Origin of the sequence: Pseudoalteromonas sp. OFAV1, assembly GCF_021532595.1 — a bacterium.
Classification (GTDB): Bacteria; Pseudomonadota; Gammaproteobacteria; order Enterobacterales; family Alteromonadaceae; genus Pseudoalteromonas; species Pseudoalteromonas lipolytica_C.
Map to the genome: position 1 here is coordinate 30,003 of NZ_JAKGBG010000013.1, position 14,146 is coordinate 44,148.

14 protein-coding genes are annotated in these 14,146 nt (G+C 40.5%); 7 read left to right on the forward strand and 7 right to left on the reverse strand.

Going from position 1 to position 14,146, the window contains the following annotated elements; all coding sequences use genetic code 11:
* Positions 1-21: 21 nt before the first annotated feature.
* Positions 22-1,518 carry an arylsulfatase gene (locus L1267_RS09505; RefSeq protein WP_235382678.1) on the reverse strand — a complete coding sequence of 499 codons (1,497 nt, stop codon included), beginning with the start codon at positions 1,516-1,518 and terminating at the stop codon, positions 22-24.
* A gap of 357 nt (positions 1,519-1,875) precedes the next feature.
* On the opposite strand from L1267_RS09505, the gene L1267_RS09510 reads away from it, so the two are divergent.
* From L1267_RS09510 to L1267_RS09525, 4 genes are all read left to right on the forward strand, one after another.
* Complete coding sequence (locus L1267_RS09510; protein WP_235382679.1) at positions 1,876-2,391, forward strand: hypothetical protein; 516 nt, start codon at positions 1,876-1,878, stop codon at positions 2,389-2,391.
* Entirely contained in the window at positions 2,391-2,666 is a 276-nt protein-coding gene (locus L1267_RS09515; protein WP_235382680.1) for a hypothetical protein, read from the forward strand. Before L1267_RS09510 ends, L1267_RS09515 begins: the two co-directional genes overlap by 1 nt.
* Before the next feature lie 35 nt (positions 2,667-2,701).
* On the forward strand, positions 2,702-3,868 hold the full coding sequence (locus L1267_RS09520; protein WP_235382681.1) for a BamA/TamA family outer membrane protein: 1,167 nt from the start codon (positions 2,702-2,704) through the stop codon (positions 3,866-3,868).
* A gap of 112 nt (positions 3,869-3,980) precedes the next feature.
* Positions 3,981-4,439 carry a hypothetical protein gene (locus L1267_RS09525; protein WP_135926882.1) on the forward strand — a complete coding sequence of 153 codons (459 nt, stop codon included), beginning with the start codon at positions 3,981-3,983 and terminating at the stop codon, positions 4,437-4,439.
* On the opposite strand, the gene map is transcribed toward L1267_RS09525, so the two are convergent.
* From map to L1267_RS09540, 3 genes are all read right to left on the reverse strand, one after another.
* Positions 4,431-5,213, reverse strand: coding sequence for a type I methionyl aminopeptidase (map, locus tag L1267_RS09530; protein ID WP_235382682.1), 783 nt, complete (start codon positions 5,211-5,213; stop codon positions 4,431-4,433). The genes L1267_RS09525 and map overlap by 9 nt on opposite strands.
* A complete protein-coding gene (locus tag L1267_RS09535; protein ID WP_135926880.1) occupies positions 5,206-5,412 on the reverse strand; it encodes a ParD-like family protein in 207 nt (68 codons plus the stop codon). Before L1267_RS09535 ends, map begins: the two co-directional genes overlap by 8 nt.
* A 72-nt stretch (positions 5,413-5,484) precedes the next feature.
* Positions 5,485-6,969 (reverse strand): S41 family peptidase, encoded by a 1,485-nt coding sequence (locus L1267_RS09540; RefSeq protein ID WP_235382683.1) that lies wholly within the window; start codon positions 6,967-6,969, stop codon positions 5,485-5,487.
* Between the two features lie 206 nt (positions 6,970-7,175).
* On the opposite strand from L1267_RS09540, the gene L1267_RS09545 reads away from it, so the two are divergent.
* On the forward strand, positions 7,176-7,649 hold the full coding sequence (locus L1267_RS09545) for a hypothetical protein (RefSeq protein ID WP_235382684.1): 474 nt from the start codon (positions 7,176-7,178) through the stop codon (positions 7,647-7,649).
* A 593-nt stretch (positions 7,650-8,242) separates the two neighbouring features.
* Here L1267_RS09545 and exaC read toward each other — a convergent pair.
* Positions 8,243-9,763: an acetaldehyde dehydrogenase ExaC gene (exaC, locus tag L1267_RS09550; protein ID WP_138557127.1), complete on the reverse strand. Its 1,521-nt coding sequence runs from the start codon at positions 9,761-9,763 to the stop codon at positions 8,243-8,245.
* 177 nt (positions 9,764-9,940) lie between these two features.
* Between exaC and L1267_RS09555 the strand changes: the two genes are divergently transcribed.
* Positions 9,941-10,849: an AraC family transcriptional regulator gene (locus L1267_RS09555; protein WP_235382685.1), complete on the forward strand. Its 909-nt coding sequence runs from the start codon at positions 9,941-9,943 to the stop codon at positions 10,847-10,849.
* On the opposite strand, the gene L1267_RS09560 is transcribed toward L1267_RS09555, so the two are convergent.
* Complete coding sequence (locus L1267_RS09560; RefSeq protein WP_138557126.1) at positions 10,839-11,510, reverse strand: YoaK family protein; 672 nt, start codon at positions 11,508-11,510, stop codon at positions 10,839-10,841. The genes L1267_RS09555 and L1267_RS09560 overlap by 11 nt on opposite strands.
* A gap of 130 nt (positions 11,511-11,640) precedes the next feature.
* On the opposite strand from L1267_RS09560, the gene L1267_RS09565 reads away from it, so the two are divergent.
* Positions 11,641-12,672 (forward strand): LacI family DNA-binding transcriptional regulator, encoded by a 1,032-nt coding sequence (locus L1267_RS09565; protein ID WP_235382686.1) that lies wholly within the window; start codon positions 11,641-11,643, stop codon positions 12,670-12,672.
* Here the strand turns inward: L1267_RS09565 and gtfA are convergent.
* The gene (gene gtfA / locus L1267_RS09570; protein ID WP_235382687.1) at positions 12,669-14,141 is read right to left on the reverse strand and encodes a sucrose phosphorylase; all 1,473 of its coding nucleotides are present in this window, start codon (positions 14,139-14,141) and stop codon (positions 12,669-12,671) included. The two genes, L1267_RS09565 and gtfA, sit on opposite strands and share 4 nt — an antisense overlap.
* Positions 14,142-14,146 lie beyond the last annotated feature (5 nt).

Sequence of the window (14,146 nt, forward strand, 5' to 3'; positions counted from 1 at the left end):
TATTGAACTTAAGGAGAACTATTAATGTCCATAGTTCAGTGATTTTGCTTTTTCGATTGCTTCATTCACGTTAAGTGACGCCGCTTCCTGACGCGGTGGAAACTCAACAAAAGTTTGTACATGTTCATTTAACTTAGCAATGATCGGCTGTAGCAACCAACTCTTACGCATAATTTGGTGAAAGCCAGTGATACCGTCGTAGTGCTCTAATGGATCTTTACGTAAGTTAAATAGCTTAGGCATACTGTGCGTTACCATATCATCGTAATATAACCCTGTTGGTTTGGTTGCAAAATGCATTTTCCACGGGCCAAAACGAACAGCTGTTAGCTGTGATTCATAGTAGTAAAAGAAGAAGTTCCGCGCTGATTTATCCGCCTTACCAGTCCAGTACGCTAAGTTATTCTCACCATCAATATAAACTTTATCTGACTTTTTAAGCTTTTCACGTAAGTTGTTCTCGCCAAGTGCTGCGGCAATCGTTGGGAAAACATCTTCATGCGATGAAATACCATTTAGCTTTAAGCCTTTTGGTATTTTGTTTGGCCAACGAACTAAGAAAGGCACACGCACGCCCCCTTCCCATGTTGTCATTTTTTCGCCGCGGAACGATGTTGTTCCAGCATCTGGCCAACTTGATTGTTCAGGGCCATTATCGCTGGTGTAAATAACAATGGTGTTATCGGCAATTTTTAGCTCATCCAGTTTATCCAGTAGCTTGCCAACATGACCATCGTGTTCCATCAAACCACTACCAAAAATATCTTCTTCAGAGCTAATGCCCGTCGCTAAATTACGACTTTCAGGTTTTAAGTGAGTGTATACATGCATTCGGCTTGTAGCGTGCCAAATAAAGAATGGCTTTTTCGCTTTAACTGCACGCTCCATAAAGTTAAGTGAACGCTCTAACACTTCTTCGTCAAAGGTTTCCATACGTTTGCGAGTAAGTGGACCCGTATCAATGATTTTGCCATTGGCGTAAGATTCGATAACACCACGTGGGCCAAATTTTTTCACAAACTTAGGATCTTTTGGGTAATCCGCTTGCTCTGGCTCTTCAGATACATTTAAGTGATACAAATTACCGTAAAATTCATCAAAGCCATGCTTTGTTGGTAAGTGCTCATCTAAATCACCTAAGTGATTTTTACCAAATTGCGCAGTCATATAACCGCGATCTTTTAAAAATTCAGCTAAGGTAGGATCGGCTTCTTTAATACCAAGTGGGTTACCCGGTTGGCCTACCGTTGTTAAGCCTGTTCGAATTGGTAATTGCCCCATTAAAAACGCAGCACGACCCGCTGTACAACTAGGTTGTGCATAGTGGTCTGTGAACAATGCACCTTCGTTAGCAATGCGATCAATATTAGGGGTTGGGTAGGTCATACCGTGCGAGTATGCACTGAGTGAGATTGGCGCAACGTCATCAACCATAATGGCTAATACGTTTGGTTTATCTGCTGCTAGGCTTACCGTTGAAACTAAGCCACAAATAGCCGCCGCTATTAGTTTTTTCATAAATTATCCCTTTTTATTAATAGTACTATTTACTCCTAAAGAGCTCAGTTTAGTATAAGATGAAAACAAAATACGTCTAGTTTCTAATCTAGTAAAAAACGATTTAAATCAATTATTCATAAAATCAAAACTTTTTTATTAAAGTATACTCTCTACTGTTTTTACTAGGTTAGCCATTATCATAATTAAACCCAAATCCACTTTATTATATTGCAGCGGGTAGATTCTAAACCGCTATATTCATTTAAAATACTCCAAATTATTTAGCGGCTTGATGATTGAATTCAATAAATAAATAGACTATAAGTACCTTAAGAATTAGTAAGCAACTTTTTATTACTTGTGTAAGGAAAACACATGCCTTTTCTACGAATTTCGTTCTTATTTTCACTTGCGTTTCAACTATCAAACTTGTCAGCTAATGAAAAAGAAGTGCAAGATATGTCGGACCCACTTGCGGTATATACCCAAATAGGCGCAGGCTCAACTAACAAGGGGATTAACCTTAAAGTAGGACAAGCCTATGACACCGGTATAACAACAACTGCTGGCATGAATGTTATCGAAGTGAAAGGGATTTACGGTGATGCGCTAGGCTGGGAGAGTGATAACAAAACCACTGATTCCATTGATTCTTTTCGCTTTCGTAACTTTTCGGTTGATTTAACTTCGATGAGCGCTAAACAACTTGATGCTTCCTACAACCTAAATGCGAATTTGGTTGCAGATGAAAGTATGGATGTTTCGCATAGCTATATAAAAGCATTAAAACCAGTGGGCAAGTTTAGCTTTTACCCGCTTGCCGGAGTCGGAGCATCGATTGGAGAAATGCTCTTGAAGATGACGGTAGTCGAGACAGTGGTTACTCCATAATGGGAGCCTATGGCTTAATTGGCATGTACGCAAAAGTGACTATAACTGACAAAATATGGCTTAATTACAATCCTTTTTGGCTAACCACCATTGGTGGAAGTGATAATTATAAAGACCATTACTATGGCCTAAACCAAAGCCATATTTTAACTCATGAGTTTGCTGCAAGTTATCAGATTAACCCGCGTATGAATCTACGCTATTTCGCTAACTGGAATAGAAACGTTGACTTTATGGATGGCGATCATCGTCTAGAATTTAACTATCAACTTTAACAAGACAGCAATTGATATTTAAGGTAAGGGATTAAGTGAAAAAAGTAGTAGTAATAAGTGTATTGTCAGCAAGCTTATTAAGTGATTATTGCCTTGCCTCTAGCTATGATGAATACGCAATTAAACCAGCAGAGCAACAATTAAGTAATCAGCAACAAAAAATTGATGAGCCCATTTCGTTTTTGCCCATCCCCACGTTTATTACAGAGCCAGCAGTAGGGCCTGGTCTTGGTGTGGTTGGTTTATTTTTTCACGATAATGAAAAGAAAGCTAAAAAAAAGAAAGAGGGCTCTACCCTACCTCAAAGCATCAGTTTAGTTGGCCTAATGGGCACTAAAAATGGCACAAAAGGGGGTGCCGTTGGCCACATAACGTTTTGGGACGAAGACAGAATTCGCTACCAAGGGATTGTTGGCTGGGCGAGTATTAATCTCGATTTTTATACCTTTGATGAAATAAAACTACTCACACCACTTTCGCTAAATATTGAAGGCCCTGCAGTATTTCAAAATCTTAAATTACGTTATGACAACAGTAACTTTTTTTATGGTTTTAAGCAGATTTATCGCCAAGTGGATATTAGTCTAGCAGAAAATCCAATTGAAGATTACTTGCTCGAGAATGGCATTATCAAAGAACACCTTTCTCTAGATGTAAATACGTCAGGTATTGGCCCCTTGTTAGAGTACGATAGCCGAGATAACCCACTTAACCCTGAGCGTGGCTTTAACTATAAAGCCGAGTACTTATATTTCGATGAGGCAATTGGCAGTAAAGTTGATTACAGCAGCTTAAAATTAACCGCTCTTAATTACTGGCGTTATACCGATAAGTTTAACTTTGCATTACGTATGCAATATGACTCTGTTAATAATCGAGGTGAAAAACGCTTACCAGTTTATATTCCGCCAAGTATTAGCCTGCGCGGTGTGTCTGCTACCCGTTATCAAGGTTTGGATGTTTTTGTTACTGAAGCAGAAGCAAGCTATAAAATCACCCATAAAATAAAGCTTAATGTGTTTACTGGCATGGGCTGGGCTGCTGATAATTTTTCTGACTTATCAAAGGCAGAAACCATTGATACAGTCGGTGCGGGCTTTCGTTATCTCATCGATGAGCATTATGGTATTACCATAGGGTTAGATGTAGCACATGGCCCAGAACAGAATGCTATTTACATTCAAGCCGGTTCGACTTGGTAATAAAAAAACAATACTTTTATTGTTATTTTAGCAATCTTGTTGGGCTAAATATTGAATTAATCTATTACACTGCTATTATCAATAGCTTAATAAACATTCAGGGATTGAACGGATGCATAACAAAGTATCAACTAACCATTATCCATTCAAAGATTTTAAGCCACATGGTCTAGTCGAGTTTTACCAACGAGAACACACGCTTTTAACGACTGCTACAGGGCCGTTCAACGAAGAAATAATTGAAGCTCACTCTTTCATGCAACAAGATTATATCAACAAACTCACCACGGCTTATGGTCAATGGTATGAATTGGTTGAATTTGAAAACTCATGCATGGCAACACCTGGGGCTCTTGAAAAACTAATGGTGTATTTTGTTGAGCTTCGTCGCAAAGGCATTGCGCCGGCTAAAACAGCCTTAGTCATAAAAGAGGGGCTTGAAGGTGGTAGCTTGCTCACCGATACCTACTGTAATTTATATAAACGAGCAGGTATGGTGATGAATGTATTTAAGTCAAAAACAGCGGCTCTAAATTGGTTAGCAGAAGAGCCTGTTGCTGAATTAGCTTAAAAAGTGGAGCTCTTCTTCGCGCAAAGTTAGCACTTCAACGCCCTCAGCCGTTACCGCTAAAGTGTGCTCCCATTGTGCCGAGAGCTTTTTATCCCTTGTTACCACTGTCCAGCCATCAGGCTTAGTTTTCACTTTAGCAGCCCCCTGATTGATCATTGGCTCTATCGTGAAGGTCATACCCTCTTTTAACACCAGCCCAGTGTTTTTCTTACCGTAATGCAATACTTGTGGCTCTTCGTGCATTTGCTGGCCGATACCATGACCACAATATTCTTTAACCACGCTGTAACCATGTTGATGAGCAAAATTTGCAATCGCATTACCAATATCCCCCAGCCGCACACCGGGTTTTACCATTTTAATCGCATGCCATAGCGCTTGCTGAGTTGTGTCAACCAAACGTTTCGCTAACGGCGACACCTCTCCAATTAAATACATTTTGCTAGAGTCAGCTAAATAGCCATTTTTCTCAAGAGTGATATCAATATTAACAATATCACCCGCTTTCAAAATGCCTTTTTCGTTAGGGAAACCATGACATACCACCTCGTTGACAGAGGCATTTAGTACATAAGGGTAGTCGTACTGTCCTTTACTAGATGGCCTTGCTTGTAACTGATCAACTATGTAACGCTCGACGAGATCGTTTATTTGCATTGTAGTCACTCCTTCTTTTACCAAAGGATCAAGGTAAGCAAATACATCGGCAAGTAATCGGCCAGATTCTCGCATCAAAGCAATTTCGTCTGCATTTTTAATCACAACCTTACTCATCACGCACATCCTTAGCCTTCACATCAGCTAGGCGAAGTTGCTCTTTGATAATATCGCTGTAGGTCATAGTTGGATTTAGCTCAGCAAGCATGCCGATTTTAATCCAATACTCAGATTGTGAGTTGATTGAACGCACCATCGCTGTGCTTGCTTTACGGATTTCTTCGTGTAGCTCATCGCTAATTTTAACAATACCCATTATATGACCTATATATAAAACGTATACAGATCGTAATCGTATAATATAAAAAAGCAAGTTAATATTATTTAATTACAACTCAGCTATCATTTTAACAAGCGCTTGTGTTGTCCATTCAAGTTCGTTGAATTTAATATCAGGTTGATAGTAAAAGCCTTTTTCGCGAGGCCTATTTACATATACTTTAATAGGCAGAATGACTTTAGCAAAACCTGAAGGTAGGGTTTCGAGCCTCACCTCCATGTAGGTAGAATCTGTACTACTTGGTGCGCCAACTAATTGTGTGTTTGCAAACAGCTTAAAACTATCCAGCGCATCTAAACAAGCACTGGCACATTGCCCTGGCACAATCACATAAACAGGTGTAGTAAACTGACTGACGTTTTTTGGCATTGCTTGTTGCTCTGCAGAGACTATCTCGACATAAAATTGTTCACCCTTTTCATAAGCCGCCTGCATACCATCACGGGTTGTCTTTAACCATTGATACCAAGGGCTAGCCTTATCATAACCTGCTACAAGCTCACCTACATAATCGGTATTTCCTTTAGAGGCACGCCACCACACTTGCGTATTCTTATGTAACTCATAACGGCCATATTTAAACTGCTGACTGCCCCAAAGTGCTGAGGCTATTTGCTCACTCCACATCGATGAGCCACCTTGATTATGGCGAAGATCAAGCACCACAGCTTTAGCTTGCATTAACTTACTATGCTGCTGTTCAATAGCGCTCAACATCGCTTGATAATCCGCTTGCTGCTGCTCATTAGGTGCATACGTTGGCATACTGATCCAAGCAATATTCTCTAAAGGCCAATTAAGTTCAATTGGCAACTTATCGCCATTGTAGGCATTTTTAAGTTTTTCAGTGACATCATCAGGCCTAACAGTCCAGTTTAATTTTAGGCTATAGGTAGAACCGTCGGCTTTTTCAAATGTACAGCTTTCAAGCGGCGACAAAAACGGGTTGCCATCATCAATTGTTAGTCGCCAGCCATGGTTCCACCAACTACCAGGCTGCTGAACTTCGCCGTAATAGCGAAAAACACGCTCAACCAGCAAAGTATTAATTGCTGTATTGTCACAACTCACTAGTTTATCGCCCTTGGCAATTGCATCTAACTCACTGTAATACACTTTTAACGCATCACCGCGCCATACTGTTGAAAACCCCGGCCAGCTTTTTTGTGGCTTAAGTTCTCTGGGCAAGGTATCGATAGCTCCTGCATGACCATCTTGTAGAACAGTTCTAAAACGTGAAATAGCCGCAGCAAAAGCTTGTGAACTATGCGCTTTTACTGCCAGCTTTAAGCCTTCTTGCTTTGCTTTTTCGAGCTGTTTAGCAAAGCCTGGATTACGTACATCATACATACCAGGGTGATTAATAACCGATAACTGATAGGCCGCTTCAACATCTTTTACAGCAAGTTCAGACCAATTAATCTCAGAGTTAGTTACTGAATGGCTATCTTCGCCATTACATAAGCCCACACCAAGTGGGCTGAGGTTAAGAGCTGTAAAAATAAGTGATGAGTAAAGCGTCAAGGGTTTCATAAAAATCCATTTTAAATAATTATTATGTTTAAAAAACATCCCATTTAAACACTAAGGCATTGTTGTGACAATAAAAAGTACAACACATGCCAATAGATTAAAAAAATTCATCTATCAAGTTTATTTTAATCGTTTGTCGGTTTAGATGGATTACTCTAAAGTTAACTCATCAGCAAACGATGCTGCGATTAATGAGGAAACCAATCATGTTTAAACCACTTTTAAAACGACTTGCTCTTAGCTCTTTACTAACATGTTCAGCTTTTGCAATCGCTGATCAAAGTGACTACAAACTGATGGTAATTAGCGACTCAGATTCATCGCAAGCTATTATTCAAGGCCAATATGAAGCAGTGTTAAATAACACAGCTAAATCGTCTGACGTAAACAGCCAATACGAACTTGCATTTAATCGTTGCGCAGCAAGTGTGAAGTCTAAAAACTTCAGCCACGCAGAATCACTTTGTACTGAAGCTATCAAGCTTCTTAATCAAAGCGAAGTACGCGGCTACAAACGCCGAGAGCTTACTTCATTCGCTTTAAGTAACCGTGGTATCGCACGCATCATGTCAAAAAACGACACTGCTGCACTGTCTGATTTTTATGAAGCGGTAAAAATGTCGGGTAATGATTTAGTTAATCACAACCTAAACCGCGCTAAGCAAAACTTAGCTTTATAACCGAATTGTTGTCACAAAAAGTCTAGTTTGTGTGTTCTCTGGGCTTTTTTATACACCGAGTCATTGCACACGCGGTGACTCATCCAAATTGTTGTCAAAAGCTTAGCTTGTGTGTTCTCTAAGCTTTTTTATTCCGAGTCATTGCACACGCGGTGACTCATCCAAATTGTTGTCAAAAGCTTAGTTTGTGTGTTCTCTAAGCTTTTTTATTCCGAGTCATTGCACACGCGGTGACTCAACAAAATTGTTGTCAAAAGCTTAGTTTGTGTGTTCTCTAAGCTTTTTTATTCCGAGTCACTGCACACGCGGTGACTCAACCAAATTGTTGTCAAAAGCTTAGTTTGTGTGTTCTCTAAGCTTTTTTATTCCGAGTCATTGCACACGCGGTGACTCAACCAAATTGTTGTCAAAAGCTTAGTTTGTGTGTTCTCTAAGCTTTTTTATTCCGAGTTACTGCACATGCGGTGACTCAACCAAATTGTTGTCGAAAAGCCTGGCTTGTGTGTTCGCCGGGCTTTTTTATGCCTGTTATAAAATAAAAACGCCACTAGATGTGGCGTTTGGGTAGTTTCGACAACAATAAGAAATTGCTTTTAAAAGAAGCCCAGTGGGTTTTCGCTGTAACTTACTAATAAGTTTTTGGTTTGTTGGTAATGATCAAGGGCTAGTTTATGTGTTTCTCGACCAATGCCTGACTTTTTATAACCACCAAACGCAGCATGCGCTGGATACATATGATAGCAGTTGGTCCAAACACGGCCCGCTTCAATCTTACGACCAAAGTGATAAGCACGGTTCATGTTTCGACTCCACACACCCGCACCTAAGCCGAACTCTGAGCTATTAGCAAGCGCTAACGCTTCGTCTTCATCTTTAAAAGTCGACATTGAAATAACAGGGCCAAAAATCTCTTCTTGGAACACACGCATGTCATTGGTGCCTTTTAACAGTGTTGGTTGAATGTAGTAACCGCCGTTAAACTCATCTGACAGTTGCTCGACTTCACCACCAGCAAGGACTTCTGCCCCTTCCTTTTTACCGATTTCGATGTAGCTTAGGATCTTATCAAACTGAGCTTGTGATGCTTGAGCACCTACCATGGTTTCAGTATCAAGTGGGTTACCCCGTTTAATTTGTAAAGTGCGGGCAAGTACACGCTCAATAAATTGCTCGTAAATATCTTCTTGAATAAATAAACGCGACGGACACGTACAAACTTCGCCTTGGTTAAAATACGCAAGTACAGCTCCTTCAACAGCCTTACTCAAAAACTCATCGTCTTTTTCCATTACATCATTAAAGAAAATATTTGGCGATTTACCACCTAACTCAACCGTCGAAGGAATAATATTATCAGCTGCACATTTTAAGATATGCGACCCTACGGGTGTTGAACCTGTAAAGGCAATCTTCGCAATTCGAGTACTGGTTGCCAAAGCCTCGCCTGCTTCTTTACCATAGCCATTCACCACATTTAATACACCTGCTGGTAATAAATCACCGATTACTTCAAGCAGTACTAAAATTGATGCAGGCGTTTGTTCAGCTGGTTTTAAAATAACACAGTTACCCGCAGCAAGAGCTGGAGCAAGCTTCCACGCAGCCATTAACAGTGGAAAATTCCAAGGAATAATTTGCCCTACTACACCTAATGGCTCATGAAAATGATAGGCAACCGTGGTTTCGTCTATCTCACCGATTGAACCTTCTTGCGCGCGCACACAACCTGCGAAATAGCGAAAATGATCAGCCGCGAGTGGCACATCTGCTGCAAGTGTTTCACGAATTGCTTTACCGTTATCCCAAGTTTCTGCAACCGCGAGCATTTCTAGATTTTGTTCAATGCGATCGGCAATTTTTAATAAGATATTGCTTCGCTCAGTGACTGACGTTGTTCCCCATGCTGCTTTTGCATCGTGTGCTTTATCAAGTGCCAGTTCGATATCTTCTTTTGATGAGCGAGGTACTTTACAAAACACTTTACCGTTTACTGGGCTAATGTTTTCAAAGTATTCACCCTTTACAGGGGCAACCCACTGGCCGCCAATATAATTCTCGTACTGCGCTTTAAAGTTAACTTTTGCGCCTTCACTACCTGGGTTTGCATAAATCATAATGTGTTCTCTCTTCAAATTGTTGTGTTTCATTTAGCATTGACTAAATTATGCGGTAGGTTATTGTTTAATGAACCGCTAGCATTTGAAGTTAGCTCAGTTACTGAAAACACACTTGATTCCTAGTCCAGACTTTTTGACTATTTGTCCAGAATTTAGGGCAACAGCGAGGCAACAATGAACACATCAGTTAGCAACAGAAGTTTAGATAAAAAACGACAACGTATTGATGTGCTTATTGAAAATAAAGTTAGTTTTGCTGGCGAACATGCTGAGTTAAGTATTTACGACACCTATCTAGATGCGCAAAAAGTGGCCTTACATTCCACTGAGCTACTATTTTGTGGCATGATCAGCGGCAAAAAAATCATGCATGTTTCCGACAGTGATTATCATGAAGAATTTTTGCCAAACCAGTCATTTGTGCTTGCTCCAGAGCAAGGGGTGTTAATCGATTTCCCTAATGCGTCTCTTAATCAACCAACAACCTGTTTAGCGATTGAAATCAGTACCGATAAGATAAGCCAAGTAGTTGATGCTCTTAATTTTAACCAACAAATTACGCAGGATGACTTTTTCCAATATCAAGCAAAGCTAGTTCATGCCCAGCATAACCAGCAAACTCAACAACTACTTGAACGGATGATCACCCTGTTTAGTGAAAATGAGCAACACCGGGATTACTTAATTGATTTATCACTCAATGAACTGATAACCCGCCTGTTACAGCAGCAAAGCCGAGATTTAATGATAGCAAGCTGTAAACAAGGTAAGCTTGCAACCCCGCTAAGCCATGTAATTAGTTATATTGAACAGCACCTTGCTGAGAATATTGATATTGATGTGTTATGTAAGATAGCGTGTATGAGCCGCAGTAAGTTTTATCAGCAATTTAAGCTAGCGTTTGGTGTTACGCCAGCTCTTTGGCAACAGCAATTACGCTTACAAAAAGCGTATAAACTACTTCAAAAAGGTGAAGCGATTAGCCAAGTTTGTTATCAATTAGGCTTTAATAACCCAAGCCATTTTAGTCGTGTGTTTAAACAAGCCTTTGGCGCAACCCCCAAAAGTATCGCTAATCATTAATTTTAGGGTTTCGATGAGAATAAACCCGATAGGTAAATGCCAACAATATACAAATGGCGCTTGGCACATAAAGCGCTGCAAAGCTTAATTTAGCAAATAACCATGCCCCAGCTAAGCCACCAAAGATAAAGCCTAAAATGATTAGGCCAAACAGTTTAGCCTTACGTTGATCAAGCGCCTCGCCGCGGAAAACTCGACCAAACATAATACCTAAATCGGTAAAGATACCAGTTACATGGGTAGTGCGAACAATTGCGCCGCTGTAAGTTGTTGCCAATGCATTTTGTAACCCACATGCCGCAGAAGCTAAAAAGTGCCCGTAGCCAGAGCCATTACACAGTAACCAAAGTGCACCGAGTAAAAACCCTGCCTCAATAAATAGTGCGGTGTCGTAATGACGCCCTAACTTAAGTGCTGAACTGTGCAGTAAAAACCCAGCAATACCAGACCCTACTAAAAATGACAGTAATACGCCTAATAAATGTAAAGCATCAAGGCTATTGCCATGCATAAGATCTGCGCCAAGCAAGGTTGCTGTTCCCGATAAATGCGATACCGCTTGATGCTCAAAGCTAAGTAAACCAACCGCATTCACACATCCGGCAACCAATGCCAAAATAAATGCGCCTACTTCAACCCACTTCGGTAACTTAGAAATCACTCGCTCTTTACCTTTTTTATGACCTGTTCTCTCATTCTTTTATGGTACGCCTATTTTTATGACTAAAAACACTTTTTTTCGACTCTTTATATGGTAATTTACAGGTAAGTAAATCGATTAAGTGACGATAATGCCCAAGCCAAAAAATTGGACGCTAAAAAGTATTGCCCAAGAGTTAGGCGTTTCAAATGCCACCGTATCAAATGCGTTTAACCGCCCTGATCAACTATCAAAATCTCGCCGCGAGGAGATTTTGGCTGCCTGTAAAAAACTCGGCTACTTTGGCCCTAACAAAGCGGCGCAATCGCTGCGCAGAGGGACCTTTAATATTGTTTCCTTGGTGTTGCCAGACAGTGTTGAATACATGGTATCAGATCCGGTTGCAAGCAGCTTTATGCGGGGCGTATCGGCGGTACTCGAAAAAAATGGCATTAACCTTTTATTATTTTCTGGTAATAGCAATAACCTAAATAGCGTAGTCGATTTTGTAGATGGCTTTATCTGTTATGGCCGACCTCGTAATAAGCAACTTGTTGAACAATTGAAACAAGTACCAAAACATGTGGTGACGGTTGATTTTAATATCGGTCGCGATGCCTCGGTAAACGTTAATAACCAACAAGCCAGTTTTGATATTGCTAAACACGCACTCCAAAAAAATGATGATCGGGTGGCAATTTTAGGGCTGCGCTTACTTGATAACGACGTACTATGCCGAGTTTACGAGCACCACGAGTTTGAAGCTGGTCAGTCCATCGCTCATCAGCGACTACGCGGTTATCACCAAGCAATCAGTGATGCTGGCATCACCCTTGGTGATGATAGAACATGGAATATTCCAGAAAGTAGTGAGCGTTTTGCTAGTATTGCCGCCAAAGAAGCGCTTAGCAGTACACCAAGACCAAACGTTTTGCTGTGTATGAGTGATTTAATCGCCCTTGCTGCAATGCGTGAAGCATTAAAAATGGGCTTATCTATTCCAGAAGATGTCAGAATTGTTGGTTTTGATGGCATCGATGAAGGACAACGATTTGTGCCAAAGCTTACGACTGTTCACCAAAACAGCGAAGAAAAAGGCCGCTTAGCAGCGACCTTATTTTTATCGAAAGAGCAGCAAACAGCCGAAATCGACTATCAACTGCAATTGGGGCAAAGTAGTTAAGCTAAAAAGTCAGCCAAATCAACTATGCTTTGTTCGCTGTCGCGGTGATCGACAATGAACACTTCACGGCTAGTAAAGTCGACTTTTAACTCAATTGAGCTGGTATCATCATGCCAGCTTAAACGACACACACTGCCTTCACCGTTCACTGTGAATTCACCGTTAAAAGCTGGGTGCTCATTTCGTAATTGAATAAGTTTAATCAATCCTTTAACCACAGGTTTTGCTAGAGCAGCTTCAATATCTTGTGCATTTAGATAAGGACGATTGATATCACGGCCAACATTTGTACGTGCCAGTAATTCCATATCGTTTTCACAAGCAAACAGACCGCCATAATAAACTTGTGGAATACCTGGCGCGAAGAATTGAATCGCACGCGCTAATAGATAATCAAAGTCATCTGCACCCAAGGCATTAAAATACGTACAATTTACTTGATATAAATCAACGTTACTGGCTGCAGCCCCTGTTGCAAGGCGACTTTGCCCATCACTTTTTTCATGAATGGTTTCAACCAAGTTATCAATTTGCTCGGCGTTTAGTAAGCCTGGTTTATCACCCATTGGACCTGCGTCAATAATGCCAATGCCATCATGAGTATCAAGCACTGTTAAACAGTTACGCGGTGAAATTGTTAGCCAATTCACCAATGCTTGCGCATCATTGCTAAATAAACTGTGCAAAATAAGCGGTGGAAGTGCAAAGTCATATACCATATTTACACGTTTTGCGACTGCTACCTGAGTTTGATAATGGCTATGAATTTCGGCAATAGTCTCCATACCAGCATCATTTGCCTGTGCTGAAAGCTTATTTAAATACTCAAACGTTTCGTCCAGCATAAAACAGTTAGTGCCAGCTTCTTTGATAGCATAACCAGCGGCGTCTAAACGAATGATGTTGACATTATTATCAGCAAATTTGCCAAGTACAGTGTTTAAGTACTCAATGCCTGCTGTTGATTTCACATTAATATCAATTTGGTTATCGGTAAATGTGGTCCAAAAATCATAGGTTTGGCCATCTCCACATTTAATTGGTGTAAAGCAACTACCTGGACGCGGACGATAAATCGCTTTTTGCTCAGCCTCCGACATGCCATTTGGGAATACATCGTCTTTGGTTAGAAATAAATCCCAAAATTCAGATTGTTTGCCTTTTGCTAGCACGTCTTTAAATTGAAACGACTGTGCTGAAACATGGTTAACAATCAAGTCAGCCATCAAATCATAGTTTGCACCAAGCACTTTGATGTCTTCCCAGCTACCAAGACGCGAGTCTACTTCACTATGATCAATAGGATCAAAGCCAGCATCACTGCCATCAATCGGATTATAAAATGGCAACAAATGTACACCTGCAAACACATTGTTAAGTGGGCCATTTAATAAATTACTTAATTCATCAATACCTTGACCGGTAATACGGTCTGCGTAGGTGATTAATTGCACTTTATTGTTGATCATAATTG